Origin of the sequence: Virgibacillus sp. W0430 (assembly GCF_051846935.1) — a bacterium.
Lineage (GTDB): Bacteria > Bacillota > Bacilli > Bacillales > Amphibacillaceae > JBPYCR01.
This window is the reverse complement of the sequence record NZ_JBPYCS010000005.1, coordinates 68,577-92,725: the sequence shown is the minus strand read 5'-3', so window position 1 is coordinate 92,725 and position 24,149 is coordinate 68,577. Positions and strand designations below refer to the sequence as shown.

General features: G+C 36.5%; 22 protein-coding genes and 1 riboswitch. Of the genes, 15 read left to right on the top strand and 7 right to left on the bottom strand.

Features of this window, described 5'->3' with window-relative positions; translation table 11 throughout:
• The first annotated feature begins 440 nt into the window (after positions 1-440).
• Positions 441-542: riboswitch (purine riboswitch) on the top strand.
• Positions 543-680: 138 nt separating this feature from the next.
• Both ACLIBH_RS04380 and ACLIBH_RS04375 read left to right on the top strand, forming a co-directional pair.
• A complete protein-coding gene (locus ACLIBH_RS04380) occupies positions 681-1,262 on the top strand; it encodes a xanthine phosphoribosyltransferase (protein WP_439315480.1) in 582 nt (193 codons plus the stop codon).
• 295 nt (positions 1,263-1,557) lie between these two features.
• A complete protein-coding gene (locus ACLIBH_RS04375; RefSeq protein ID WP_439315479.1) occupies positions 1,558-3,147 on the top strand; it encodes a sensor domain-containing diguanylate cyclase in 1,590 nt (529 codons plus the stop codon).
• 110 nt (positions 3,148-3,257) lie between these two features.
• Here ACLIBH_RS04375 and ACLIBH_RS04370 read toward each other — a convergent pair whose 3' ends face one another.
• Entirely contained in the window at positions 3,258-4,223 is a 966-nt protein-coding gene (locus ACLIBH_RS04370; RefSeq protein WP_439315478.1) for a DMT family transporter, read from the bottom strand.
• A gap of 144 nt (positions 4,224-4,367) precedes the next feature.
• On the opposite strand from ACLIBH_RS04370, the gene ACLIBH_RS04365 reads away from it, so the two are divergent.
• The 7 genes from ACLIBH_RS04365 (at position 4,368) to ACLIBH_RS04335 (ending at position 10,659) form a co-directional block, all read left to right on the top strand.
• Complete coding sequence (locus ACLIBH_RS04365) at positions 4,368-5,282, top strand: LysR family transcriptional regulator (RefSeq protein WP_439315477.1); 915 nt, start codon at positions 4,368-4,370, stop codon at positions 5,280-5,282.
• 400 nt (positions 5,283-5,682) lie between these two features.
• Positions 5,683-6,030, top strand: a complete 348-nt coding sequence (locus tag ACLIBH_RS04360; RefSeq protein ID WP_439315476.1) for a lmo0954 family membrane protein — start codon at positions 5,683-5,685, stop codon at positions 6,028-6,030.
• Between the two features lie 22 nt (positions 6,031-6,052).
• On the top strand, positions 6,053-6,673 hold the full coding sequence (locus ACLIBH_RS04355) for a PspA/IM30 family protein (protein ID WP_439315475.1): 621 nt from the start codon (positions 6,053-6,055) through the stop codon (positions 6,671-6,673).
• Between the two features lie 541 nt (positions 6,674-7,214).
• The gene (gene liaF / locus ACLIBH_RS04350) at positions 7,215-7,955 is read left to right on the top strand and encodes a cell wall-active antibiotics response protein LiaF (RefSeq protein ID WP_439315474.1); all 741 of its coding nucleotides are present in this window, start codon (positions 7,215-7,217) and stop codon (positions 7,953-7,955) included.
• Positions 7,952-8,998, top strand: coding sequence for a sensor histidine kinase (locus ACLIBH_RS04345; protein WP_439315473.1), 1,047 nt, complete (start codon positions 7,952-7,954; stop codon positions 8,996-8,998). The genes liaF and ACLIBH_RS04345 overlap by 4 nt, the downstream gene beginning before the upstream one ends.
• On the top strand, positions 8,991-9,623 hold the full coding sequence (locus ACLIBH_RS04340; protein ID WP_439315472.1) for a response regulator transcription factor: 633 nt from the start codon (positions 8,991-8,993) through the stop codon (positions 9,621-9,623). The genes ACLIBH_RS04345 and ACLIBH_RS04340 overlap by 8 nt, the downstream gene beginning before the upstream one ends.
• A 46-nt stretch (positions 9,624-9,669) precedes the next feature.
• The gene (locus ACLIBH_RS04335; protein ID WP_439315471.1) at positions 9,670-10,659 is read left to right on the top strand and encodes an MsnO8 family LLM class oxidoreductase; all 990 of its coding nucleotides are present in this window, start codon (positions 9,670-9,672) and stop codon (positions 10,657-10,659) included.
• Between the two features lie 8 nt (positions 10,660-10,667).
• On the opposite strand, the gene ACLIBH_RS04330 is transcribed toward ACLIBH_RS04335, so the two are convergent.
• Positions 10,668-11,696: an aromatic acid exporter family protein gene (locus ACLIBH_RS04330; protein WP_439315470.1), complete on the bottom strand. Its 1,029-nt coding sequence runs from the start codon at positions 11,694-11,696 to the stop codon at positions 10,668-10,670.
• A 438-nt stretch (positions 11,697-12,134) separates the two neighbouring features.
• Here ACLIBH_RS04330 and aceB point away from each other — a divergent pair, with 438 nt between their 5' ends.
• The 6 genes from aceB (at position 12,135) to ACLIBH_RS04300 (ending at position 21,321) form a co-directional block, all read left to right on the top strand.
• A complete protein-coding gene (aceB, locus tag ACLIBH_RS04325; RefSeq protein WP_439315469.1) occupies positions 12,135-13,742 on the top strand; it encodes a malate synthase A in 1,608 nt (535 codons plus the stop codon).
• The gene (gene aceA / locus ACLIBH_RS04320) at positions 13,739-15,016 is read left to right on the top strand and encodes an isocitrate lyase (protein WP_439315468.1); all 1,278 of its coding nucleotides are present in this window, start codon (positions 13,739-13,741) and stop codon (positions 15,014-15,016) included. The genes aceB and aceA overlap by 4 nt, the downstream gene beginning before the upstream one ends.
• A gap of 767 nt (positions 15,017-15,783) precedes the next feature.
• Complete coding sequence (locus ACLIBH_RS04315) at positions 15,784-16,932, top strand: murein hydrolase activator EnvC family protein (protein ID WP_439315467.1); 1,149 nt, start codon at positions 15,784-15,786, stop codon at positions 16,930-16,932.
• A gap of 395 nt (positions 16,933-17,327) precedes the next feature.
• A complete protein-coding gene (locus ACLIBH_RS04310) occupies positions 17,328-18,512 on the top strand; it encodes a C40 family peptidase (protein WP_439315466.1) in 1,185 nt (394 codons plus the stop codon).
• Between the two features lie 586 nt (positions 18,513-19,098).
• Positions 19,099-20,382, top strand: a complete 1,284-nt coding sequence (locus ACLIBH_RS04305) for a hemolysin family protein (RefSeq protein WP_439315465.1) — start codon at positions 19,099-19,101, stop codon at positions 20,380-20,382.
• Positions 20,383-20,514: 132 nt separating this feature from the next.
• Complete coding sequence (locus ACLIBH_RS04300; protein WP_439315464.1) at positions 20,515-21,321, top strand: VLRF1 family aeRF1-type release factor; 807 nt, start codon at positions 20,515-20,517, stop codon at positions 21,319-21,321.
• Between the two features lie 48 nt (positions 21,322-21,369).
• Here the strand turns inward: ACLIBH_RS04300 and ACLIBH_RS04295 are convergent, their stop codons facing one another.
• Genes ACLIBH_RS04295 through ACLIBH_RS04275 form a run of 5 tightly spaced genes read right to left on the bottom strand, consistent with a single transcriptional unit; the run spans position 21,370 to position 24,137 of the window.
• Positions 21,370-21,711, bottom strand: a complete 342-nt coding sequence (locus ACLIBH_RS04295; protein ID WP_439315463.1) for a fluoride efflux transporter FluC — start codon at positions 21,709-21,711, stop codon at positions 21,370-21,372.
• A 1-nt stretch (position 21,712) separates the two neighbouring features.
• The gene (locus ACLIBH_RS04290) at positions 21,713-22,117 is read right to left on the bottom strand and encodes a fluoride efflux transporter FluC (protein WP_439315462.1); all 405 of its coding nucleotides are present in this window, start codon (positions 22,115-22,117) and stop codon (positions 21,713-21,715) included.
• On the bottom strand, positions 22,099-22,515 hold the full coding sequence (locus ACLIBH_RS04285) for a Fur family transcriptional regulator (RefSeq protein WP_439315461.1): 417 nt from the start codon (positions 22,513-22,515) through the stop codon (positions 22,099-22,101). The genes ACLIBH_RS04290 and ACLIBH_RS04285 overlap by 19 nt, the downstream gene beginning before the upstream one ends.
• On the bottom strand, positions 22,508-23,365 hold the full coding sequence (locus ACLIBH_RS04280) for a metal ABC transporter permease (RefSeq protein ID WP_439315460.1): 858 nt from the start codon (positions 23,363-23,365) through the stop codon (positions 22,508-22,510). The genes ACLIBH_RS04285 and ACLIBH_RS04280 overlap by 8 nt, the downstream gene beginning before the upstream one ends.
• A 16-nt stretch (positions 23,366-23,381) precedes the next feature.
• Positions 23,382-24,137 (bottom strand): metal ABC transporter ATP-binding protein, encoded by a 756-nt coding sequence (locus ACLIBH_RS04275; RefSeq protein ID WP_439315459.1) that lies wholly within the window; start codon positions 24,135-24,137, stop codon positions 23,382-23,384.
• Positions 24,138-24,149: the final 12 nt, after the last annotated feature.

The following is a 24,149-nucleotide window of genomic DNA, read 5'->3' as shown; positions in this document are numbered from 1 at the left end:
GGGCAACGAGTAGATTTCGACCATGCTCTTTAGCATCATAGGCGTTGCCTTCGGAAAGCGGAGTGGATCCGGGTGGAACACACCAGACACCAATCTAGCTTTAAATTTTTAAGTAGATTTTAAAATTCTGTTCTTTTGTCATTTTTAAAAATGGCAATTATGCAATTGACTCACTTAACTATTTTTTCTTATTGTTTTGTATATTTTACGCCAATATTTCAATACATATTAAATAATCCAAAAATAACTGTGTATATTTTTCATTAAGCACTGTTGTTTTGGGGGTATTCAGATTAGCTTTGGGAAAATAAGAAAGGCTCTCCGGTTTTATCGTAAGAATGCTTTTTCCTACGTATCATTACTGTAATCGACACACATTGTATATGTACACGTTTTCTTTTCATTTTTGGTTGTACTTCTTTTATACCATGTTATACTAGATTAATATAATTTTATATTTTCATATATCCGCAAGAATACGGCTTGCAAGTTTCTACCGGTTTACCGTAAATGAACCGACTATGAGAGCAGACGAACGGAATGATTATAAGAGTATATGTATCCTCTTAGATCATTTACGTTTTGCGTTGTGTCAACGAAACCGATAAAGGTGCTTCTCATAGAAGAAGTCCATTTACACGGTTTTTTTATTTTATATTGAACGAATATGGAGGATACGTATGGAAATTTTACAGCAACGAATTGAACAAAATGGTAATGTATTATCAGATACAGTTTTAAAGGTTGATACATTTTTAAATCATCAAATTGATCCGCAATTGATGCAGCTTATCGGGCAGGAGTTTGCATCTCGATTTAAAGGATCAAATATTACAAAGATTGTTACACTGGAGTCTTCAGGAATTGCACCATCTGTTATGGCAGGACTTGAACTCGGTGTACCTGTCGTTTTTGCCCGAAAGAAAAAGTCACTCACTTTAGTTGACGATTTTTATCGCGCGGAAGTATACTCATTCACAAAAAAAGAAACGAATGATATTTTTGTTGCCAAAGACTTTATTTCGGCAAATGATGTTGTCTTAGTTATTGACGATTTTTTAGCTAATGGTCAAGCAGCACGTGGCATCATTTCAATTGTTGAGCAGGCAGCTGCAACATTGGCTGGTGTAGGTATTGTCATTGAAAAAGGATTTCAAAATGGTGGAAAAGAGCTTCGTGAATCTGGAATTCGTGTCGAATCTCTTGCGATTATTGAATCCCTCCATGGGGGAAACGTCGAATTTCGGAATCAAAATAGATAAATGAACTCGAACGTACAATAATTCGCTTATTTACGGTATGTGACAACGGATGATCCATCCATCTTTTATACGAACAAATAAAGCATAGGACTACTCCCCCTATGCTTTATTTTATTGTGCTCATTCATGTAGGAAATCGATCGAGGCGATACGCGTATTACATGTATATCAAATGGCGGACATAAAAACATGTCTCTGAAAAATATAAAATTATGATTTTTACCAAGAAACGACAAACTTTGGTATACTAATAAAAATATGCAAATATAATATAAGGAGATTTATATACGTACTTATGAAACTTTCGTTAAAGCATTTAATATTATTTGTAGCATTGCTTGCGGTTGTACTTACTTTATTTAGCAGTATTTCCTCAGGTTATAAGGTGAACCAAGAATCGATTGTCAATACAACATTAGATACGAATCAAGCGTATGCAGAAAAATTAGCAGACATGACCGATATTTTCTTAACACGAACCTTGGACGCATTGGAAATTAGTGCAGAAAATATTGTTATGTATTGGAATGATGAAAATAGGGAGGAACGATTTTTAAAAGAAGCAAAGAGGCTACGAGAAATCAATGAGTTTAACTCCGTAGCTGTTGTCGATAAGAGCGGTATTATTTTAGCAACTTCACCGAGGGCATTAGATTTAAAAGGGGAGCGGGTAACTTCGGAAGGAGGAAGAGCTGCGCTACGAGAAAAAAGACCAATGATTTCCAAGCCTTACTACTCGATTACAGATCGTTTAATTATTTTTATATCTTATCCTGTAATTGATTCTGCGGGAAATTATTTGGGGTTAATTGGTGGAACGATCTATTTGGAAGAAGAAAACAGATTAAATGATCTGCTCGGCGATCATTTTTATCAGGACGGCTCATATGTTTACGTAGTCGATGAAGAAGGGCGCATTATTTACCACGAAGATGTAGAACGGATAAATGATACGGCTCCAGATAATCCAGTTGTTAAAGAAGTTATGCATGGTAAAAACGGTCATGCACGAATTTACAATTCCAAAAATATTGATATGCTTGCTGGTTATGCCTATGTCCCAGCGGCTAATTGGGGAATTGTATCACAGCGTCCTACGGAAGAAGCTTTAGCCTCCTCAAATAATATGGTGAAAGAAATGATTATGAAATCTCTGCCGTTTTTAATTGTGTCGGTATTAATTATATTGTTTTTATCTAGTTTAATTGCATCCCCATTGCAGCGGTTAGCTAGTTATGCGAATTCAAGTACGGATAATCAGATTGATGATGAAGCAGAAATCCGAAAAGTTTCTGCTTGGTATTTTGAGGCTATAGAATTGAAAACAGCTTTAGTGAAAAGCATTCAATATTTTCAAGATAAAGTGAACTATTTTATGTACCAAGCAACAACAGATCCACTAACGAAATTAACGAATCGCCGAACAATGAATAATTATTTGAAAACATGGTCAGATAACGCTACGTTATTTTCTGTAATCTTACTTGATATAGATCATTTTAAACGAGTAAATGATACATACGGGCATGCGGTTGGAGATGATGTTTTAAAATATTTGGCAAAGGAAATGAAGCATGCTGTTCGAAAAGACGATATATGCTGTCGTTATGGTGGGGAGGAGTTTGTTCTATTACTACCTGAAATGGATGCAACGGCTGCATACAAAGTTGCAGAGCGCCTTCGGATGAAGCTGGAAGAAACAGTCAGCCCAAGCGGGAAACCAATAACGATCTCTGCAGGTATTGCAACCTACCCAGTCCATTCCAAATCGACAGAAGGAATTATAAAATTAGCTGACGACGCGTTATATATTGCAAAACGAACAGGAAGAAATAAAGCGGTCGTTCATTCTCCTCCAAAAAATGGAAAACAAACGACAACATAAGAACTTTATTGGTTGGATTTTAATTATGAAAAGAAGAAAAGCAGGCAGATCATTTTCATCATACACGATGGATGACCTGCCTGCTTTTTTATATAGGAGCTGTTCCGGGATTATTGAGGAGAGTGGTAGGCTAATCTTTTTTTTGTAGTGTAGCTTTTTCTTGTTTCCATTCGTTGGTACATGTTATTCGCTATAATCATCATACAAACGAGGGAAACGCCGATAAACTCATACGTACTAATCGTATGCCCTTGGATAAGACGAATAATTAACGTAGTCACCGGAGCAAAGTTAATAAATAGAATAGCATTGATCGGTTTTAAAATACTCACACCTTTATTCCATCCAATTAGAGCGATTAATCCTGGAACAAAAATCATAAAAAGCATATCATAGCGCACGTGGTATAATATGGTCATCGTAGGCACTTCAATTAGCCCCATCATACTTCCAATCAACACAACGATTGTAGCAGTAACCGTTCCATACAAACAGCTTAAAGTAGAATACCTGAGAACAGACCATCCCGAAAAATGTCCGCCACCTATTGTGTAAAACGCCCAGCCTAATGCTGCTAGAAGAAGTAAAAATAAAGGAAATAATCGATTGCTTCCTAATAATATACTTAAATCTCCATTTGATACGACTAAAAACACACCGATAAACGCACCAATGATACAGAAGAGAGTAAACCATTTTGGACTGTTCTTATGAATTAACCATACGATTAAAACAGATAAAATAGGGGCAAGTGCCTCCATAATTGAAGCTAAAAGTACTCCTGGCTCCCCAAGTAAATCTTGACCAACAAATATGAGCAAATTGTACACAACAAATCCCATTGTTCCAAAAAACCATAAAATAAGTCCTTGCCCATTTGTACGAAAAGCTTGCTTACCTTCTTTAATAAACAACGCTACAATTAATAGTATTGTTACAGGTGCATAGCGCACGATCGTAAACCAAAAAGGGTCTATATATTGAAATGCGTGATTCGCAACAGGGAACATGGCTCCCCATGAAGCACTTGCTATTAGACAAAGGAACGCACCCCAAAGCATTTTCTTTTGCATCATTATCTTCCTCCAGCAAAAATTTTTATACCGTTTTGTTATCTACTTTCATTTAACTACAGTGAGGGCATCATGTAAAATGATTGTTAATGATAATATCCATCATTATTTATGATACAATGAATATGTTTAGAGGAGGCGTTTCATATGAATTTAAAGGATTTACTTATTTTTGAGATTGTAGCAAAGACGGGAAGTATTAGTGGAGCGGCAGAACAGCTTAATTATGTTCAGTCAAATGTCACTTCGCGCATTAAAAAATTAGAGGAGGATTTAAAAACAACGCTGTTTCATCGGCATAAGCGAGGTGTTTCATTAACACCAGAAGGGAAGAAAGCAATTGTATATGCTCAAAAGATTAGTGCATTAGCTAAAGAAATGAAAATGATGACTGCAAATAGTGACATGCCTTCAGGAAAACTGGATATAGCATCCGTAGAAACCGTTATAAAATTACCGCTCATTTTGTCAAAGTACAATCATTTATATACAGATGTTGATTTAACACTATCAACAGGTGTAACTGCGGATTTGAAGGACGATGTTTTAAACTATCAGCTTGACGGTGCATTTGTTACAAAGAGTAAAACGACGTATCACCCTGATTTATTAGAAGTAGATGTTTTTCAAGAAAAGCTCGTACTCATTTCGGATCCATTATCGAAATCACTTGAAGATTTAACAGAAAAGCCAATTCTTGGGTTTAGCGATGGTTGTGGCTATCGAGCAAAACTAAATGAATGGTTAACAGATCAACAAATAACTCCGACAAAAGTTATGGAGTTAGGTACACTTGAAACGACGTTAGGCAGCGTCATATCTGGTTTAGGGATTGCCTACGTACCTTATTCTGCGATTAAGCATTATGAAGATAGTGGTCTCATATGCTGTCACAAATTACCTGAAGAGTACAGTGCGATTACTACTATATTTATTTATCGTAAAGCGGATTACTTAACCCCCGCATTGGAGAAATTTATTGAAACAATTAAGCAACACCGCGACGATGCAATCTCTCCGTTTTATCGAATGGAAAAGCGGTTGGATCACACTACCGAGTAAATGCAAAAATGGAAGTTCAGGCCTTTCATTGAGAGATAAAACAGCTTGAACTTCTTTTTTGTTATAGAAAAATTCCGTTCGCCTTTAAAAGCAACGTGTAAAATTAGTACAGTTCATTCATGATAAGCTTCGTGTTTTTCACCGAAATCGTCTCAATCACTTTTTAAAGAAAGCCATTTTATTTTCTACAGTAGACTTGTTTGAAAAATGGGCTATTATAAGCTTTTTTTATTTTGTGACTCCTTTTGTGTTTTCACCCTTCTGATTCACTCTTTATTTGTAACGTCTTATTTCATATACAACTTAAGTCTTACTTCAAATTATATCTTAAGCTCATTCCTGACCACGCTTCTTCCATGTAACATAATAGGTAATTGATCTAAGAGAGGAGACACGTTGAATGAAAAAGCTACTATTAATTGCGGCTAGTTTGATTGCACTAGGAGTACTACTCGTAAACTTAGGACCGTTAATACTACTTGCAGTATGTGTATGGCTGCTCTACATTGTTTTTAAGAAATTTTTGCAAAGCGATTCAACGATTGGCAAGATTGGTTGGGTTGCACTAGGGTTACTATTGTTAAGCATCGCCTTGTCGAACATTTATGCTGTTATAGGGTTGGTGGCGCTATATGGATTGTACGTAATTTATACAAGCTGGAAAGGTAATGAAAATGAATTTGAAGGTTTAAAAGGAAAAGACCCTTTTCAGAACTTTGAAAGAGAATGGGCAGACTTAAATAAATAATTAATTGAAGGGGAGATTTTAAATGACAACTCTATTTACTCGAATTAAAGATACACTATCGGCAGATTTGCATAATTTACTGGATAATAAAGAACAGAACGACCCAATTAAAGCATTAAATAACTATTTACGTCAAAGCGAGCTGGAAACAGTAAAGGTTAAAAAACTAGTGGAAAGACAGTATCGATTAAAGGAGGAGTTTTCAAAAGAGTACTTAAAAGCTCAAGATATTGCAGAGAAAAGGCTACGCCAAGCAAATATTGCTGAAAAAGCAAAAGAAGAACAAATGCAAGCATATGCAATGAGAGAGTATGAGGATTATCAGCAGCGTGCCGATCGAATGAAGGCATCTAGGGAAGAAGCGATTACACAGCTGGCGCTTTTGGAAGAAAAATATGAAAAAATGAAATACAAAATAAAAGATATGCGATTAAAAAGAATGGAGTTAATGGGACGCGAGAATATTATTCGGGCAAATGAACAAATGAACCGTGTTATAGAAGAAGCTTCAGACAAGCCGTATTCACGCTTCCATGAGCTAGAGAAATTTATTGAAAATCTTGAAACGAAGGTAAACAATTCATATTATCGTACTACGTTTGATCAAAAAATCGCACAGCTTGAAAGAGAGATGGAAAAATAGATAAACTTGAGAAACTTCTTAAGTTAGCTAAGGCATTGCCTTCATAACGAAGTATATATCAACGAATACAATCGTTAGTCGAATAATCGATACAAAAGGCTGTTCTCCAAAATATAATAGCACTCCAAGTATCTGAATCAAATGATTTGTTCGTGTATGAGTAAAATGTTTGTGGGGGAACAGATGCACGAATTTAACTAGATAATATGTGATCAATTTTACTTCGAACGATATACACATGAATAACACCGTTGATTTTCACTGCAGGTGGATGCTTTCCGCGGGCATGGCTTCAGCCTCCTCGGAAAGCGTAGTGTATATCTACTGCGGATGGTAGGAATCAATACTAATAGTAACGAATACAAAGAGAGGTTTTTTAACTTCTTAAACTAACACCCACAAATACTTGACTCAATCTACAGGTCCTATATAAAACATGATATAATACAGACGCAATCGAAAGCGTCTGTTTTTGCTCATCGGCTTACATAGCTTTACAGATTATAATAAAGGTTACAACGGATATGGTGGGAGGCCCCTTATGTTTAAACGAATTGATACAGATTTAATAAACGCCGTCTTAATTGTTGGGGTTATTCTTTTCGTAGTTGAAATAGTTTTTTTTAACGGAGGCCTAATTTTCACCGCCTTATTCTCTGGGCTCCTCATTTATATCGGCTGGAAAAACTTTATCCAATTATGGGGGAAAGTCTGTTTTTGGATCGGTACGATTACAATTTTATTTAGTATTTTAAATATGATGGCTGTTCGTCTTTTTGTTTTGGTAGGAATTGGATTCGTTGTCATTCATTATTTTAAATCGAAAAATGAAACAGAAAAGCTTACACCAATGCTAGCAGATCCAGAAAATCAAGCAGAAGAGGAAGAAACGATTTATTCTATCGACCCTTTGTTTGACAAACATTTTTTTCGCGATCAAAAAACATCAGACACTCCTTATTCCTGGCGAGATGTTCATATACATGGAGTCTATGGCGACCGTACGATTGATTTGAGTAATACGGTTCTCCCTAATGACACTGCGGTTATATCTATTCGTCATCTCATCGGAAATATAATAATTTACGTTCCATATGAAGTTGAAATTAGTATTCACCATAGCTCTGTGTTTGGAAGGGCTATTATTTTAAATCACGAGCATCGTAAACTATTAAATCAAACTCTTTTTTACCAAACGGGCAATTACAACAATTCCAATCTTCCTCGTGTGAAAATAATTACTTCTCTATTATCAGGTGATATCGAGGTGAAGCGCATATGAAGATAATCATGCGTTATGCTACGGTTGGAATTATTTTCAGTGTTTTAATTGCATTAGTCATGATAAGCATTACATTGCTTGCATTTCCACCAGACGATTGGTCTGTTCTAGTTTCTAGTAAACTGTTTGATATAAATTATATTGTTCTCGTAACAGTTATACCAATAATAATAGGTACTTTTATCGGCATATCCGTTGGCTGGTACTGGCGTCAGCAATTACGTAAAATTGACCGGCAATTAAAGGAGCTCGTAAAAGGACAAGCAATTACGCGTTTATCCGAACAAGATATTGAAATGATAAAAATAAATGAATCAATCGAACATTTACAAGAAAAATGGGGAAAACTGATGCAAATATCACAAAAGCAAGCATCCGAACGTGCGCACGAACGGGAAAAAAGCTTACAAGAGGTTGTCGTCCAAGAACGAAATCGTCTCGCACGTGAATTGCATGACTCGGTTAGTCAGCAGTTGTTCGCTGCATCGATGATGATGTCAGCTATTAATGAAGCGAATTCGACGAAAAATAGTAAAGCAAACGATCAACTAGCGATGGTAGAAAAAATGATTCATCAATCACAGTTAGAGATGCGGGCATTACTTTTGCATTTAAGACCTGCTGCTTTAAAAGGGAAGTCCTTACAAGAAGGCATAACAGAATTACTGGATGAATTGCTAGAAAAGGTTCCAATGAAGGTCGATGCTAAAATTGAAACTTTTGTAATTGATAAGGGCATTGAAGATCATTTGTTTCGGATTACACAGGAGTCGATATCCAACACGCTACGCCATGCGCAAGCTTCGATGCTCCATATTATGTTAATTGAAAGAGATGGATTTATAATTTTTAGAGTAGTCGATAATGGGCTTGGATTTGATATGAAAACGGTACGCACAAGCTCATATGGTTTAGAAAGTATGAAGGAGCGTACATTTGAGATCGGTGGCACATTTAAAGTGATTAGCTTACCAAACCAAGGAACTCGAATAGAGGTTAAAATACCGACGTTAAAAAAAAGCGAGGCTGAAACAGATGATTAAAGTTCTTTTTGCTGATGATCATGAGATGGTGCGAATAGGGGTTTCCGCATACCTTTCTTCACAACCGGATATTGAAGTAATTGCGGAAGCAGATGATGGAGAAGGAGCAATTGAAAAAGCTTTGGTGTTGAAGCCAGATATTATTCTAATGGATTTAGTTATGAAAAAAACAGATGGGATTGAAGCAACAAAACAAATTATTGCACAATGGCCTGAAGCGAAAATCATTATTGTGACGAGTTTTATTGACGATGAGAAAGTATATCCTGCTCTTGAAGCAGGTGCAACAAGCTACATGCTTAAAACTTCAAAAGCGAGTGATATTGCTGAGGCGATACGTGCAACGTATGAAGGGCAATCCATTTTAGAGCCGGAGGTAACTGGAAAAATTATGACTAAAATGCGTTCCCGACAAAAAGTAGCCTTACATCATGATTTAACAGATAGAGAAACGGAAATATTACTATTAATTGCAGAAGGTAAAAGCAATCAAGAAATCGCAGATCAATTATTTATCGCTCAAAAAACAGTAAAAGTGCATGTAAGTAACATATTAAGTAAGCTTGAAGTGAAAGATCGGACACAAGCGGTAATTTATGCATTTCAACATAAATTAATTAACTGAAATAAACTTAATTAATAGTAAAAGTGGTAAGCGAGGAGGGATACGAATGAAACTAAGCATACTTGATCAATCACCTATTCCAAAAGGAAAAACGGCGTATGATGCATTGCGAACTTCTGTCAAATTGGCACAGTTAGGAGAGCGGTATGGGTATACACGCTATTGGATTGCCGAGCACCATGACTTATTTGGACTAGCTTGCCCGAACCCAGATGTTATGTTAGGAATAATTGGTTCGCAAACAACTAACATCCGAATTGGTGCAGGAGCCGTCTTGCTACCTTATTATAAGCCTTTTCGCGTAGCAGAAACATATAACTTGCTTGCAACGATGTTTCCGGATCGTATTGACTTAGGGCTTGGTCGAGCACCAGGCGGTTCTGCCGAAGCTTCATTAGCTTTGGTCGAAAACTATTTGGAGCAGGTTGGTAAATTTCCACAATTGATTGAAGAACTGAAGCAATGGTTACAGCACCGCTATCAAAATGGTAAGGGGACATTATTGCCAACGCCGATTCCAATAGGCCCACCTCAGCTATGGCTTTTAGGAACGAGTGAAAAAAGTGCCGTCTTAGCCGGTGAAAAAGGAATGGCATATGCATTTGGTCATTTTATGTCAGAAAAAAATGGACCTGAAGTAGTTGACAAGTATCGATACATACGTACAAAAAAAGGGGAACAAAAAGATGCCAAAGTAATTGTCGCTGTTACTGTGTTTTGTGCCGCTACTACAGAGCAAGCAAATGAGCTTGCACTTAGCAATATTGCTTGGAGTATAAAACAAGAAACAGGTGGAAGTACAGCAGGTATCCCCGATTTACACGAAGCAAAAGCATATATTAATACACAATCAAATGAGAAGGTCGAAATGATTAAGGAAAAGTACGTAATCGGTAATCCAGCGGAAGTAGAGGAACAACTTCGATCGATTAAAACAGAGTATGATGCAGATGAATTAATGATCGTAACGATTACGCACGATGAACAAATGAAACTTCGTTCGTATCAGCTCATTGCAGAGCGATTGCTCGTATAATGAAATATCTAGGACGCTGCTATTCGCTCATTTTCATAAAATTGACGAACTAGGTTATAAAGCGACAACAATTCATAAAGTACTATTAATTTTGGGTGAACCAACGTTTCTGCATGAATATTGCTAACCGTAATGTCTTCATCTTTTGAGAACAAGTCCAGTACGATTTTCAATTGATGCTCGTGTTCAACTGTTTGAAAGCTTGTGTTCACCTTCATGCTCATTGCCAGTTGATTTACCGCACCTAAAATTTGCTTACTATCTTTTTCAGGAAAGGATATTGCAGCTAATGGCGTATTGAACAAATTCGTAATATGATAGTGCATAAAACGTAAATGCTTTATTTCTTCCTGCATTGCTTTAAATTCCACTTGCTTACTTCCGACAAACGGATGTAATTTAGATTCATCCTGTTGAAATCTAATTAAGGCTTCCGTTCTATGTATTTTTTTATCCAATTCATTTATAAGCTTCGCTACTTGCTCACTATGGCTCAAATTACTTGCCAATTTCTCCTCAAATACCTGCTTAATAGAATTTCCCATTGATTGACAAATTGTGTCGATATTACTCTTAATCTCTTTCATATAGTCGGGTGGTAATATTAGTAGATTTACAAACGTTGACACGAGTAGTCCAATTGTCGTTGTTCCTAATCGAATAAAAAAGGCTAAAAAATAATTGCCGTGAATAACTTCTACCATTGCAACAGCTGTAAGTGTTGCAACAAGCAAGCCGGCATGCAACTTTAGCTTGAAGCATGTGACGATCGTAAACACAGCAGCAAGTGTATACGTAATGGGTGAATTGCCAAAGAGCGCAATAAATATAACTGCATAAGCAGATCCGATCGCAGAAGCTGGAAACCGGATAATTCCTTTTTTAATGGAATCTGAAACGGTTGGTTCTAAAGTAACAATAGCTGTAATAACAGCAAATACCGGAGGCCAATTCAATAAATCACAAAATAATGCGGTTAAAAAGATGGCGACACCAGTTTTAACAACACGAGTGCCAGCAAATGGAAAACGCTTCATAATATCTCCTCTACTTCTACATTATCTTTTCATCGAAAGGGCCATATTTCTCTGTGTAAAAAATAGGATCCTGCGAATCATTTCTTTAATTATAACAATAATCCTTCTATGTTTCATGCTCGCAAGGTAATGTAACAACAAGTTAGATTTAAAATTTAAATTTCCTTAAAAAAGGGTTGCATTTTCAGAATAATTAAACTAAACTGTATTATAACAGATAAGAGAAATTGAAAAGTGTTATATCAAAGGTTGAGGGGAGTGAATGAAATGAGTAATAAAAAGGAAACTTGTATTCAATGCGGAAGTAGCATATCGAGTAAAAGCTATACGTTGGAATGTGCGTATTGCCTTTCTAAAAAAGACGACTAGCAGAATGGGTTTTGTATTATAACAAAGGGTCAGTAATAATGATGCCCTATAACAATTGGAGGGGTGTAAATGATAAAAAGTACACGTGTTAAAGTGTGTAATGACATGTACCCGGATTTTGCAGAAATTTTAAGCGAGGAAGCATGTAGCTTCCTCGAAAAACTCCACTATAAATTTAACGACCGTAGAGAGAGTTTATTAGCTTTACGGAAGCGTACACAGGAACAGTTGAATAAAGGGGAGACACTTCAGTTTTTGCCACATACGGAACAAATTAGAAAAGAGAATTGGACGATTGATCCACTTCCAGAAGACTTAAAAGATAGACGCGTGGAAATAACAGGACCTGTCGATCGAAAAATGATTATTAATGCGTTGAACAGTGGTGCAAAGTGTTATATGGCGTGCTTTGAAGATGCGAGTGCCCCGTCTTGGGAAAATATGATGAACGGTCAACTAAATCTTCGTGACGCGATTCGAAGAACGATTGATTTTACCGCAGCGAATGGAAAGGATTATAAGCTTGGGCAAGACACTGCTGTATTAATCGTTCGACCACGAGGCTGGCATTTGAATGAACAAAATATTCAAATCAATGAACAGGCGATGTCAGGGAGCTTAGTTGATTTCGGTTTGTACTTTTATCATAATGCAAAAGCTTTATTAAATCGTGGAACAGGGCCATATTTTTATTTGCCGAAACTCGAAAACCATTTGGAGGCCCGCTTATGGAATGAAGTGTTTATATTTGCTCAAGACGAGCTAGGAATACCTCAAGGTACAATAAAAGCAACGGTCTTAATAGAAACAATTACTGCGGCATTTGAAATGGATGAAATATTATACGAACTTAAGCATCATTCAGCTGGTCTAAATTGTGGTAGATGGGACTATATTTTTAGTTTCATTAAAAAGTTTCAACGAGATGAACGAGTTCTCTTTCCTGATCGATCCCTTGTTACGATGGAAGTACCATTTATGCGTGCGTATACACAGCTAGCGATTCAAACGTGCCACCGTCGAAATGCTCCAGCAATTGGCGGGATGGCTGCACAAATTCCAGTTAAAAATGATAACAAAGCAAACGAAATTGCATTTCAAAGGGTACGTGAAGATAAGGAAAGAGAGTGTAAGGACGGCCACGATGGAACATGGGTTGCCCATCCTGGAATGGTACAGCTCGTAAAAGAGATATTTGATCAAGGAATGCCAATGCCGAATCAAATAGACAACAAGCTGGACGATGTTTGTGTAACAGCTGAAGATTTGTTGCAAGTACCAAGTGGAGAAATTACTGAATCAGGCTTGCGGACGAATATAAAGGTAGGCATCATTTATCTTGCTTCTTGGCTGCAAGGCAGGGGGGCAGTTCCTATAAATAATTTAATGGAAGATGCTGCTACTGCTGAAATATCGCGCGCCCAAATTTGGCAATGGATTCGTCATCCTGAAGGAAAATTAACGGATGGACGTAATATTACGTTCGAATTGGTCGATCAGCTTACGGAAGAGGAATTAAAGAAAATAGAAAGTGAATTTGGTACTGACATATTTGCAAGTAGTCAATTTATTGAAGCTTCAACTATTTTGAATAAGTTGATAAAACAGACTACATTTGAAGAGTTTTTAACGATCCCGGCTTATGACCACTTAATAAAAGGAGAGAATTCTAAATGAAAGTAGACCGAATTGAACAATTAAAGGCACAATGGCAAGCAGACGAGCGCTGGGTAGGTATTGAACGGATATATACTGCAGAAGAGGTTATTCGATTGCGAGGTTCCATCGATATTACGTACACATTGGCGGAAAATGGTGCTTGTAAACTATGGGATTACTTGAAAAGAGATTCGTATATTAACGCATTAGGTGCATTGACAGGGAATCAAGCAGTACAACAGGTAAAAGCTGGATTAAAAGCAATTTATTTAAGTGGGTGGCAAGTAGCTGCGGATGCGAATTTGGCTGGACAAATGTACCCGGATCAAAGCTTATATCCTGCAAATAGCGTACCAAATGTTGTCAAACGGATAAACCAAGCACTACAGCGAGCGGATCAGATTTATTATGCAGAAGGCAATGAAGAAATCGATTGGTTTCAACCTATTATTGCGGATGCAGAAGCAGGCTTTGGTGGTCAGCTCAACGTTTTTGAATTAATGAAAGGAATGATTGAAGCAGGAGCAGCAGGAGTGCATTTTGAAGATCAGTTAGCATCTGAAAAGAAATGTGGCCATTTAGGTGGAAAAGTATTACTTCCGACAAAAACGGCGATTCGTAATTTAATTGCAGCCCGTTTCGCGGCAGATGTAATGGGAACATCAACAATTATTATTGCACGTACTGATGCATTTGCAGCAGATTTAATTACGAGTGATATTGATCCGATCGATGTGCCATTTATTACTGGAGAACGAACGCAAGAAGGGTTTTACCGTACAAATGCAGGATTGGAGCAGGCAATTGCTCGTGGGCTGTCCTATGCACCTTATGCCGATTTACTATGGTGTGAAACTGCAGAGCCAAATATTGAGGAGGCGGCTAAATTTGCGCAGGCAATTCACGAAAAATATCCAAATAAAATGCTAGCGTATAATTGTTCGCCATCGTTTAATTGGAAGCAAAAGCTATCTGAGCAAGAAATCGCTCATTTCCAACAAGAGTTGAGTAAAATGGGCTATAAATTCCAATTTGTAACATTAGCAGGATTCCACGCTTTGAATCATAGTATGTTTGAGCTAGCAAGAGCTTACAAACAAGAAGGAATGGCAGCATATTCAGCTTTACAGCAGGAAGAATTTAACAGTGAACAGTATGGGTATAGTGCTACACGGCACCAACGGGAGGTTGGTACAGGGTATTTTGACGAAGTAGCACAAGTTATTGCAGGTGGAACATCTTCAACGACAGCTTTAAAAGGTTCAACAGAAGAAGCCCAGTTCGCTAACTAAGCTGTTAATCAACGTGAAAAACCTTTCCAAGGCAGTTAAAGAGCTTTTGGAAGGTTTTTTCACGTTATAATTTGTATGTACTCTGCTCTTCTACGTAGTAACTTCCCTTCATTCTTTTACATAGGAGATGAATAGAAGCATAGTTCGGACTTTCTGAATCTTATCTTTTCGATCGTTCCCCTTTGTCTATAGCTGCATAAGTAAGAGGAAATGGAATTTTATTTATTGCATTCCATTTATTAATCATAGAGAATTCATTCCAATTGATACAAACGAATGATTGAGTCAAGTATTTGTGGGTGTTATTTTAAGAAGTTAAAAAACCTCTCTTTGTATTCGTTAATTTTAGTATTGCTTCCTACCGACCGCAGTAGATATACACTACGCTTTCCGAGGAGGCTGAAGCCGTGCCCGCGGAAAGCATCCACCTGCAGAAAAAATCAACGGTGTTATTCATGTGTATATCGTTCGAAGTAAAATTGATCACATATTATCTAGTTAGATTAGTACATCTGTTCCCCCACAAACATTTTACTCATACCAAACGAATGCAAAAAATAGAAAAAAATGTAAAAAAAGAAGAGAATAAGTCCTATTTGAAATATAATTGTAACATTACTAAAATATGTGTGTCATTTTTAGATGTTATACTTCATATATTGAAATTTTAATAGAAATACATACGTTAATAGAAATACATAATAAACTAGAAAATGAGCGAGTTTAACATAAACAGAGAACGTTAGTTGAAAAAGGGGCGCGAGAAAATGAAAAAAACGGTTGTAGCCATCGCTACTGTAGCAGTAGTAGGACTTAGTAATGTATTTTTTACAGATTCTATTGATGCAGCAAGCAATTTACAGGAAATTAAAGACGAACGATCGGACATTAAAAAGAACTTATCCGATGCAGAAGCAAAAATTGCGGACGTACTTATTGATTTGAAAGAAATTAATGAGGAAATTAAACAAGTAGAAGCATCTCTTAAAGCGAATCAGGAAGCTACTAAAGAAGTACAGGCGGAAATGGACGAGCTGAATGATGAAATCGCTGAGTTAGAGGCAGCTATCGAAGAACGTTTTAATATTTTAAAAGAACGTGCGAAGTCGTATCAAAGAAACGGTGGCAACATCGCTTATTTAGACGTTATTTTAGGTTCAAGCAGCTTCGGAGAGTTTATTAGTCGTGTAAATGCTGTAACAAAAATAACGGATTCAGATGCGGAGTTAATTGAGCAACAAGAGGAAGATAAAGCTAAAGTAGAAGAGAAGCTTTCCGAATTAAATGAATTAAAAGAAGAGTTATTAGAAATGGAACAGTTAATTCTTGAACAAAAAGAGGCAAATGAGCAAAAGAAGAAAGAGTTGCAAGCGAAAGAAAATGAATTAAAGGAATTAAAGTCTAAGCTCCAAGTAAAGGATAAAAAGCTAGCTGCTTTAGAAGCAGATATATACGCTAGCATGCAGCCTGCTTCGAGCACTACTGCTTCAGCACAAAGTGCAAGCAATGGAAAAAGTGGTGGCGCAGCCGTAACAGGTGGTGGAGTTCTTGGATGGCCGACAAAAGGTGGCTACATATCAAGCCATATGGGACCACGTGGAGGTAGAATGCATAAAGGAATGGACATTGCTCGTACGGATCGTAGTACAAGCCCTCCAATTTATGCTGCTGATGGTGGAACGGTTGTTTCAGCAGGTTATTCTGGAGCATATGGAAATAAAGTTGTCATAAACCACAACAACGGTATGCAGACCGTTTATGCTCATTTAGCTTCATTAAATGTAAGTGCGGGCCAAAATGTTTCTAGAGGAACGAAGCTTGGAATTATGGGAAGAACCGGAAGATCAACAGGTATTCATTTACACTTTGAAGTATATGTGAATGGTAAATTGCAAAATCCAGCTAAATATTTTTAGATAAGTGAATTTGATAAATTGCTTTGTAAAATCCGAACGATGAGTGTGTACACACTCATCGTTCGGATTTTTTATGTCCGTAATCCTTATCGACGTTCTATAGTAAATAACGATGGTGAAAAAATCGGTATAAAATATTTGACCAACATACTATAACAAAATCCCCTTATTCCTCTGATTCCTAGTTACATAAACATTAAACTGAAAATTCAAATTTGAAACATAATTGTAACAATATTAAAATGCGATTGTTACCTTTGCATGGTATTCTATCATTGAATCGGCTTTTAATAGATTTAATAAAAGAATATGAGCTGCACTGCAATCACCAGCTAGAAAGGTGATATACATATATTCAGAATTGCTGTGTAGATATGGGAAGCGAGGAATGAAAATTGAATTATTTGTGGATTAAGACTACTACGATTATCGTCGTACTTTCTTCTTTTGCATTATTCATCACTCCTGTTCACGCCGAACCAGACTTAGACAGCATAAAGAAGGACCGTTCAAAAATAAAGGAAGATGTAGAAGAAGCAGAAGCAGAAATTGAAGCTGTATTATTGGAAATAAAACGAATGAATGAGGAAGCTATCAGATTGGAGGCAGCGTTGGTAGAAAACAAACGTGCCTTGGAATCCGCAAAAGAGAAAATAATTCAACTTGAAGAGGAAGGTAGACGGTTTGAAGCAGAAATTGAGGAGATAGAGAAAAAGATAGAAGTGCGTAGTGAAATATTAAAAAAACGTATTTCTTCTCTTCAAAAAAATGGCGGAAATCTTTCTTATTTAGACGTTGTGCTTGGTTCGAAGGATTTCGGAGAATTTATAAGCCGCTTATCTGCAGTTACTAAAATAACAACGTCAGACAGGCAATTAATTGAAAAGCAAGAAACAGATAAAGCAATAGTGGAAGAAAAACGGCTGGACGTAAAACAAAACCTTTCCGAACAAAAGGAGTTAGAAACCGAGCTGAATGGGATGCTCGCTTTAATTAAAGAGCAACAAATAAAAACGAAACAAAATAAAACGAATTTAGAAGCTAAAGAGCAAAGATTGCGAAGCCTAAAAAGCGAGTTAACAAGTGAAGATCATCGATTAGCAGTATTGGAAGCGCAAATTAGAAATGACATTTCTGGATATAATCCAGCAGAACCACCAAAAGCAAACAAAACGAATAGCGCTCCTGCCCCTGTTCGTTCTAACACGGGCATTGGGAGCAAAACAACTGCCATTCAAGCAGGGTATCAATATATCGGAACTCCATATCGTTGGGCAGGCAAATCTCCATCTGGATTTGATTGTTCTGGCTTTGTATCATGGGCGTATGGACAAGCAGGCTATTCTTTGCCATCGAGTACTGCAGGTCTTAGTAGCACAGGCAGTAAAGTGTCCTATAACGAAATCCAACCGGGCGATCTAGTATTTTTCGATACGTATAAAAAAAATGGGCATGTCGGGATTTACGTTGGGGGCGGAAGTTTTATCGGTTCACAAAATTCAACAGGACTTGCTGTAGCGAGTATGAATTCAACCTATTGGAAAAAAACATTTAAAGGACACGTACGACGAATTAACTAAATATATTTTAAATATACAAATTGTGCAAAACGTGCTAATACTACGTAACAAAAAATAGTTTCGATCGTTGAATTAAGAAGACGATCGAAACTTTATTGTTTTTACAACCAATCGTAGCTTTCAGGCTTTGCAAAAAAATCCATCTGAACAGCTGCCTTCTCAGAGTTTGAATAAAAGACCTGCGGTAATATGACTAGATAAAAATAATTAGTTACATCGTTATCAAAATCAAGTACAAATGAAAGGCGGATCAGTAACGCCTGTATATATTATACGAGCAGTACATCCAATGAAAGATAGATCTTCGATGCACCGTTTATAAACTGTTTTTAGCTTTTTCGATTATTCGTATGTATTTCGGGTAAATTACATTATAGGAATCCAGTTTTAATAGAAAGAGCTGTAAAAAGACGGTGTTCATTATCGAGCTTTTTCAGCTGCGTGTAATGGTGAACCAAGTAGAAAGGTACAAGGTATAGAAATCTTGCCTGTACCGATCGTGTAAATCTAAATTGAAACGGGAAACGAATTCGGTAAAGGGTAAGAATAGGAGGTGATTTCCTCTTCTTTCATGTAGGGGAATATCATGATTCTTTTTAAATTGATAATGGTTTGTATCCTTATTTTTTTGACTGCTTTTTTTGTTGCTGCAGAATTTGCAATTGTTAAAACACGTTCTACACGAATTGAACATTTATTGGAAACAGGGAATAAAAAAGCTGCAGATGTTAAAAAAATACTTAATAACTTGGACGGCTATTTATCTGCGTGTCAGTTAGGTATTACTGTAACAGCATTAGGATTAGGATGGCTTGGTGAGCCAACAGTTGGTCGTCTCGTCCATCCATTATTCGAAAAGATAAATATCGGGGCTGCAATAACACCAATTCTTTCAATTACTACGGCATTTTTCTTAATTACATTTTTACACGTAGTAGTTGGTGAACTTGCCCCTAAAACAATTGCTATACAAAGGGCAGAAGCAATCTCGTTACTTTTAGCGAAGCCACTTATTTTATTTTATAAAATTATGTACCCGTTTATATGGCTATTAAATGGTTCTGCACGATTGTTTATTCGTCTGTTTGGTTTTCGACCTGTTAAAGAGCATGAAGTTGCTCATTCAGAGGAAGAGGTACGTTTAATTTTATCCGAAAGCTACAAAAGTGGAGAAATTAATCAATCGGAAATGATGTATGTAAATAATATCTTTGATTTCGATGATCGTCTAACAAAAGAAATTATGATTCCTCGAACAGAAATGGTTTGTTTTTTCGTAGAGGATTCTTGGGAGGAAAATATTGAAGTTGTTCGAAAAGATCAATTTACTAGATATCCAGTTGCCGATGGGGACAAGGACCATATTATTGGTTTAGTAAACATTAAAAACATTTTAACCGAGCATTTCTCGAAAGATGAACAATCGATTCGTCCGTTTATTCGTCCGATTATGTATGTAACTGAAGCTACACCAATTAAGCAAGTATTATTAAAGATGCAGAAGGAACGGCTCCATATGGCAATTGTAATTGATGAATATGGAGGAACTGCTGGTTTAGTAACGGTTGAAGATATTTTAGAAGAAATCGTTGGAGAGATACAAGATGAATTTGATGACAATGAGCTGCCTATGATTGAGCAGTTGGAAAATAACGAGCTTATTATTGATGGCAAAGTATTGCTAGATGAAATAAATGAGTTGTTAAATATTCAATTAAATACAGAAGAAGTAGATACAATTGGCGGCTGGATTATTACGAATAATCTTGATGCATCAATAGGTACTAGAATCGAGTATAGCGGATATGCATTTGTAGTAGAAGATATGGACGGGCACCAAATTAAAAAAGTAAAAGTAATTAAAAAATGAACGAATTCATTAAACTAACCAATTCAATACAGCCATCCGTTTAGTAATTAAGAAATTAATTTAATGTTTCGTTCGCTTTATAATCGGAAACAGAATAATATGGACAAAGATTTTTTAAGGAGTGTTTAACGGATGGAAATTAGTAAAGCTCTAAAAGAATTAGAAAACGTAAATCAAAAAGATTCAAATCATAAACTATTTACAATGTATTTAAATACAGATCCGTCTGATCCAGAGCAGCAAGGTGAAAAATGGAAAATAAACTTAAAAAATGCCTTTCGTAACTTTGAATCGTACGTATCTAAAACTGCAAATGAGCAAGAATTGAAGTCGTTTAAACGTTTAAAGGAAAAAGTGAATCATTTTGTCCGAGAAAATGAGCAAAATTTACGTAGAGGTATTATTTTGTTTGCTACAGCAGATGAAACAATCTGGTTTGCCGAACTTGTTCAAATGCGCGTAACGACTGAAATGTATTGGCAGGACACACCTGCAACGGATCAGTTAAAACAACTCGAAGAAGCATTTCCTTATACAGGTGTTGTGCTCGTTCAAAAGGATCAAGTGAAGGTAATGGAAACACATTTAAACGAAGTTCAAGAAAAATATTATTACGAATTAGATGTAGAAACGGACGATTGGAGAGAAAAAGCTGGTCCTCAACCATCCCATGTACCGAAAGGGCAAGGGACAGCAAATGTTCAAGTAGATAATTTTAAAGAACGGTATAAAGCAAATCAACATCGCTGGTACAAAAGTATTGCTAAGAAAGTTGATAAGCTAGCAAAAAATAAACAATGGGAAAAAACCTATGTAATTGGTGAAAGTGATTATTCAAGTGAAATGAAAAAACAAATGGATATAAAAATCAATAAAATAATACAGAAAAACATGCTGGATCATAAAGAGGATGAAATATTAAAAGAAATAGCTGGATAACAAGAAAGGGGCGTGGATGATTTGTTCACACATCCAAGCCCCAGATGATTACAAAATAAGCACAAGTGAAACGAATCCGATAGATACTCCAATTGAGCTTACAATATATGCGATTGCTCGTACATAATTTCTGTCATGAATGAGTTGAATTGCTTCATAACTAAAAGTAGAGAAAGTCGTGTAGGCACCACAAAAACCGATGCCGAAAAGCAGCCATAATTCTTCGTTTATTAATTGCTCGATATATAAACGAACACATATGGCAAGGACAGCAGACCCGCTAACATTTGCAATCCAAGTTCCAATATATGATTTATACGTAACCGTTGAAAGATAACTACGTAAAATACTGCCTATAAATCCACCACATGCAACGAACAAAAAATTCATATTATACCCTACTTTTCTTTCCGCACATACTGCCTACATAAGCCATGCCAAGCCCACCAAATATGCTGATAAACACGTAGCACATTGCTAGAACGATGTTTTGCGACCATAATTCAAATGTTTCAATAGTAACGGTTGAGAAGGTAGTAAATGATCCAATTATACCGACCGTAATAAATCGATAAAACAGATTAGAAGCTTGTTCCTTCTTTATACGTTTATTGTTAAATAAGAAACCGAGCAAAAAACAGCCAGTCACGTTGACGAATAATGTTGCAACGGGAAAATAGCTGTATCGTTCTTCAAACAGGAGAGATACGCTATACCTTAGCAAAGAACCAATTATTCCTCCTGCACCAATCGCTGCATAATATTTACCGCTGCTTCCTATGAAGCGTTTTGGCATACTGGACACAACCCATACACTTCAAATTTATGTCCAATTACTTGGAAATTCTTCAACAAAGCTTCTACCTCATCCATCGGGCAAATGTCTAGCTTTTTCGTTTTACCACAATCATTACATATAAAGTGATGATGGTGATGGTCGCCACACTTCATTCGAAAGTGTTTTTCTCCCTTTAATTCCGTACCTTCCAAAATCCCCAATTCATGATAAAGGTGTAGATTGCGATAAACGGTATCAAAGCTAATGCCTTCATATCGGGATTCCATGAAATCATTGAGCTCTTTTGCTGTTCGATATCCGTCCGCATTTGCAAAAAAATCTAAAATATCTTTTCGTCGTTTTGTTGTTTTGTAGCCGTTCTTATTTAAAAGGAATATAGCCTCTTTTTTATTCACTTAACTTCTTCCTTTCTTTTAAACTGAAAGTTGTACGGTTTACAAGAATTGATAAAAGTAAAATGAGTATAGCGATCATTACGATTGTGCCGCCAGGGGGGATACTTAAATAGTAACCACTTACAAGACCAATAATAACGGCAAGTTCACCGAACGCAATCGATAAAACAATTAATTGTTTAAAGCTTTTTGCATAGCGCATCGCTGCTGCTACTGGTAATGTCATTAGTGCAGAGACGAGCAAAACACCAACTATTCTTATAGACGCAGCAATTACAAGTGCTGTTAATATAATAAAGATAAAGTGAATTCGTTTGGAATGAATTCCCGATACAATTGCATGCTCTTCATCAAAAGAAAGTGTTACAAGCTCTTTATAAAACAATCCTACCACGAGTAAAATAAATATGGAAATACCTAAGATCGTTAATAAATCATTCAAGCTAACGGCTGAAACAGAGCCAAATAAATAATTAAATAGATCGGTATTAAATCCATTAGCTAATGAAATGAAAATAACACTCATCCCGACCCCGCCGGTTAATATGATAGGTATGCCGAGTTCTTGATAAGACTTATATACGGTGCGTAGTTTTTCAATTAGCAAAGCACCAACTACTGAGAAAGCCATGCCACTATACAGTGGTGTTATAAAGGAAACAACTATTAGCTTTTCGAGAAAAAGTCCAAATGCAATACCAGATAACGTAACATGAGAAAGTGCATCCGCTAATAACGATAAACGCCTGACAACGAGAAAAGTGCCGAGCAGCGGTGCGATTACTCCAATTAATAGACCTGTTAAAAATGTATTTCTTAAAAAATCATAAGCAATAAAATCAGCTAGCATTGTAGCTCCCCCAACTTTAATGATCGTGAATAACAATCTGTACAGGATGACCATAAATTTTTGATAATTCGTGCTCAGACAAGGAAGTATATTCGGTAGATTTACCGTGGAAATGTAATGTTCTGTTTAGACAGATAACATCGGTAACATACTTTGTCATTGCTCCGGTATCATGGGATACGAGTAACAAAGTAAGATTGTTTTCCTTGTTAAGCCGATTGAGCAATTCATAAAAACGATTTACATTTTCATAATCGACACCAACGGTCGGTTCGTCTAAAATTAGCAACTCTGGGTCACTAACTAATGAACGAGCGATAAAAACCCGCTGCTGTTGTCCGCCAGATAGCTGTCCAATACTTTGATGCGCAAATGCTTCCATCCCAACTAGCTGTAAGGTGTGCATTACTTTTTCTTTATCCTTTTTCGAAAAAAATTTAAAGTAACCAATTTTTGCCGTTAATCCCATTGCTACTACTTCGAATACAGTAGCAGGAAATCCTTTATTAAAGCTATTTGCCTTTTGCGATACAAAACCAATTCGATTCCAATCTTTAAACGTGTCAATCGACTGATTCAAAATAGAGATATTACCACGATCGGGTTTAAGTAAACCTAATATAATTTTTATTAAAGTAGTTTTACCACCACCGTTTGGGCCGACTAACCCCATAAAAATGCCACGTTTAATGTTTAAATTAATATCTGTTAAAACTTCTTTATTTTCATAAGAGAAATGAACGTTCTTTAAAGAAATAACAGAATCACCCATGTTTACACCTCA